The sequence below is a fragment of the Oceanobacillus neutriphilus genome, assembly GCF_014645515.1.
GTDB lineage: Bacteria > Bacillota > Bacilli > Bacillales > Amphibacillaceae > Oceanobacillus > Oceanobacillus neutriphilus.
Window position 1 is genome coordinate 1 of record NZ_BMLW01000031.1, and the last position, 4512, is coordinate 4512.

The following is a 4512-nucleotide window of genomic DNA, read 5'->3' on the forward strand; positions in this document are numbered from 1 at the left end:
TAATTTCACCAGCACCATATTTAAAATGACTGTCTAAATTTCCATTGATAATGTCAGAGGCTCGTTGTATAGCCTCAGGAAGCCAGTTATACTCTAATCTTTTTCTACCTGATGCGATGTCCTTAAAATCTTTTATCGTATCATACTGCTGTGTTTTGTATCGAGCTGCAATACCTTCATCTCCAAGAGTGTATTGTGCAGATATGATTTTTCCTTCCCAGTCAAACGTTTCATCAATCTCAACAACTCTGACCTGCTGATTTTGCTTTAAATCAGTGACATATAACCAAACGCGGTCGCCTTCCTCAAATTGCATTTCTGGATATCCGTTATTGGTCAAATCTACAGCAGTAACTGCAGTAGATATTTTAACGCTGTTTTCTATCTGTTTTTTTATAGCGCTTTTCATATTAGTTTCATGCTTGTATGAACCGTCTCTAATCGCCGGCCCTTCAATCCAACCATACTTTTCAACTAAAGCAGGAATGTATTCTTCAACCTCTAATTTATAGTCGGCATCTTCTTCATTGTCATCCTTACCCCCGAATCCTCGTGCCCAAGTATGAAAACCACTGGCTTCCACATCAATAGATACATCCTGTATATTTAAATCCTCGTGCAGAATAACATCTTTATCAGAGCCAATTAAACTATATATATAAGCTACTTTCCCGCGAATGATGTATTCCGCATTAAATCTATCGATACCGTATATAAATCGTTCTGTCTTGCTTTGATTAGCTTGATAGTTTAATGTGTTCGCAGATAGATTGTCGATAATCACATAGCTATATCCAGTTTCTTCGAATAGTTCTCGAAAATAATCAGCTGGAGTTCGTGATTTGTCCTCTACCTCATCCTGTAGATAATGGCCGTTCATATCCACAAAAAATGATAATACAGCATCTACCCCGACAGAAAATTTATTTCCATCTAAGGCATATGAAGGACCGGTAATTGTATACCATTCACCTTTAAATAAAATCTTCCAACCAAAATCAACATCATGTATGAAGTCTTGATTAATTTGATCATATAAAAAGGACAACGATATTTCACGCTGTCCATTTACTCTCTTTTTCCTATTTACCTCTGCGATCGCCGGGTACTCCTTGCCCTCCAAATCAAGCAAGAATAATGATGGTTGTCCGTCTATTTTAATCACCTCCAAACAAAAAAGGCTACTAATTTAGCAGCCTTTAACTATTTTAAATTTAATTTTTTTGAAGCAATTTTATTATGGTATTTCTGTTTTCATAGCTTCAACATATGATTCTGCAAAATTAGTAAATACTCCATTTACTCCCCAGGATTTCAACCCACTAATTTCAACTGGTTCATTTGGAGTATAGGGATGAATCAGTAATCCCGCAGTTTCCGCATTCTGTACATATGCAATGTCTATAGATGAGAAGTTCGGTCCTAATCCAATCGCATATTCACCAATTTCTTCAAATTTTTCTAAGCTGTCCATCTCCTCGATTTGTTCTTTTCTTTGTAATTGAATTAATGGTATAGAATCATCTAAATCCTTCATTTTCAAAAGACTCCCGGCGCTATATGATTGTATAACAACTTTTGAAGAATCTACAGAACCACCTATTAGATTATATTCTTTTAAAAGAGAATAAAGGGCTTCCTCCATTTTCTCTGTATCTTCAGGTTCTTTTGTTTCAATATAATAGTTTACTTCATCTCCAAATTCCTCAAATATTTCTCTTAACGAAGGAACTGAAGCACCTATATATTCCTCTTTAATATAATCGGGGTTTTCTTCGTTAAACCAAGAGCCCGCATCCAATTCTTTAATCTCATCCAATGTCATTTCGTTTACTGCGCCACTACCATCAGTAGTTCGGTTGACTGTGTCATCGTGCATAGCAATAAGTTGTTTGTCTTTTGTCATTTGTAAGTCAATTTCTATATAATCTGCCCCTAATTCTTTCGCTTGCTGATAAGATGTCATTGTATGTTCGGGGGCTTGTCCTGATGCTCCTCTATGAGCAATATAGATAAAACTATCTGAATCTAATAAATTACTTTTATCATCAGCATCTGCTTCTGAAAATTTAAAAGCAAAAAATATTAATAAAACAAGAATTATAATTATAGAGATTAATAAAAAAATACTCTTTTTCACGACATCACCTTTGTTTAAATTTAATACCTAATTTTAACAAATAAAATACCCTTAATCAATCTATGTTACAATTCGAAAAAGTAACAGCAGTAGCACGTCTTCCCAAGTGTAGATATCCATTTCTAAATGCAGAATCTTCTACTGTTAGCACAATATCATCTGTTACACTCTCTGCTCTTATATGTGATGGTGTTATTGTAACTCTCATTCTCTTAGTCGTCGGTTGTTCAATTCGCTCTACTTCTCCTCTAACTTCCTTCAAGACTGTTGCGACACCACGATCGACTTTCCAAAGTATTATATTTCCTGCCCTTGTATGTGATAAATGGTATCCACTAGATAAATCTGTTTTATTGTCATCGAAATAATCTATAGGTGTACAAAATACTACTGTCGCCCAACCGTTTATATAATCACCTAAATAATTGAAATCAATTTCAACAACGAAACCATCTGGAAGTTCCCCAGCCCATCCTTGTAAAACAAAATCTCTACCATCATCAGTGTTATTTGTCTCGGGAAATCCCCATGTATATGGAGTTAAAGAAGATGTATTAAATCTCCCCCTATCCTCATTATGGTTAGAAATCATTCCGTCCGTGAACACTTTTTCTCTAAAAGTATCAGATTTTCGATTGCCAGAAGATCCAGCTAAATAAAAAGGATCATCAGAGAAAAAACCAGCCACTCCTAATCCAAGAAGCCTGTCTCGTTCGTATCTTGTATTAACTGTGTAGACAAAGGGAGGAAATCCTTCTTCAACAGCCGTGCGGATATAATCATCTGTTGAGCTTTTATTACAACCAAAGTATTCTATATTAGCTTGCCTCATTTCTCTAAAGGTTGTCATAGTGGCATTGTTTTTTAGGTGCATTAATTTTATTCCTTCATCCTTTATTTCTTCCAAATCTGGTAATGAAAAGGATTGAATCATTATATAATCTTGGACCCTCATTTGTTTAGCTAATTCCACTATTTTTCGTGCACTTTTACGGTCTTTGCTTTCAATAATATAATTTGTTTTTCTACCAAACTGAGTGAATACATCAACTAAAAAAGGTATCATTTGAGGTGCATATCCAAACTGTGTATGCTCCCCATTAACTTTATCGATAATGCTTTTAGTCGAAATATAATTTGAACTTACGCCTCGTATTGCCCAATTACCATTTGTTGTGCGGTCCATTGTATCGTCATGCATAACAACAAGAGCTCCGTCATTAGTTTGTTGAACATCTAATTCAATAAATCTGTTACCTCTTTTAATACAATTTTCATACGCAAGTAATGTATTTTCCTGATATATATTTTTTGCTCCTCTATGAGCAAAATACCAAGGAAACGATTGATTAAAAAAATTGTCTTCGGTAAGCTTATTAATATTCTTATCGACTTTTTCAACTTTTTCATTTGTTTCATTTCTATGCTGTGATAATTTATTATCTAATCTATTTTCTGCTTGGACAATAGCAGAAGCGTCAAAACTTTGTATCGGATCCCATTTACTTCCATTAAAACGCCAAACGGTTCCACCTTGGCGTTTGTCTTCATCGTTTGCCGGGTACCCTTCTGAATCAGATTTAGCCATCACAGCATCACCTTCATTTGGATTAGGGTACGTTGACTCTATTTCTTCATAAACATCTACAAAGTCCAACCAATTTATTTTGACAGTATTTATTATTTTTTTGATTGTTTCTTCGGTGATTGTTCCTACTACATCGCCTATACCTTTATATAATTCTTCAAAATTATGATTAATATTATTTAATTCCCCATCATTAAAAATCGCTTTAATTTCTTTTCTAGCCATTTTCTCACTTCCTTTAATCGTACTTAAACCTAAAATCAAACGTTATTTTATAATCTGATAACCCGAACATCTCAAATTTATTGATGCCTTCTTTAATTATTGGATAATAACGATTTGTCCGTTCCATAATGGTTGTTTTATTCAGTCTCACATCATGGCCATTAAAAACAATGACATCTCCGGGCTTTAATTTCCAATTATCTTTTTTTGATGGATTATACTCCCATTTAGCTCCCGTTGCGTCATACAACATAAAGCTGGTCACATTTTGATTTATCTCGATTTTAATTTCGCAATTATCTTTTTCCAGTATGGTTTTTAATAAAATGCCAGCATTATAAATGTTAAATTCTCCCGCGTTTTGATATTGATAAATTAAATTATCTGGGGATACATCAACCCCCATCCCAAACGACCAATTACCATTTACAGGAATACCTTTGTTGTTGTGAAGATCCATTGTTTTAAAACGACTCACCCAATACGGGTGGCCGTCTATTTTTAATGGAATATCTAAAAAAGCGTACGTCTGCATATTCTCTGGTCGTTCTGGTGCATA

At 34.4% G+C, this 4512-nt stretch carries 4 protein-coding genes; all 4 read right to left on the bottom strand.

Annotated elements, in window-relative coordinates:
* Nucleotides 1-1165: phage tail protein (locus IEX29_RS26190; RefSeq protein WP_229720410.1), on the bottom strand; the 1165-nt coding region annotated here is incomplete at its 3' end.
* A 72-nt stretch (nucleotides 1166-1237) separates the two neighbouring features.
* Nucleotides 1238-2140, bottom strand: a complete 903-nt coding sequence (locus IEX29_RS26195; RefSeq protein WP_229720411.1) for a glycerophosphodiester phosphodiesterase — start codon at nucleotides 2138-2140, stop codon at nucleotides 1238-1240.
* 55 nt (nucleotides 2141-2195) lie between these two features.
* Nucleotides 2196-3953: a glycerophosphodiester phosphodiesterase gene (locus IEX29_RS26200; protein WP_188738814.1), complete on the bottom strand. Its 1758-nt coding sequence runs from the start codon at nucleotides 3951-3953 to the stop codon at nucleotides 2196-2198.
* A 13-nt stretch (nucleotides 3954-3966) separates the two neighbouring features.
* Nucleotides 3967-4512, bottom strand: a 546-nt coding sequence (locus tag IEX29_RS26205) for a phage tail family protein (RefSeq protein ID WP_188738815.1), incomplete at its 5' end; no start/stop codon positions are given.

Excerpts from the sequence above, each read along its gene's own strand:
- IEX29_RS26200 (WP_188738814.1), bottom strand. The coding sequence starts at position 3,953 with ATGGCTAGAAAAGAAATTAAAGCGATTTTTAATGATGGGGAATTAAAT.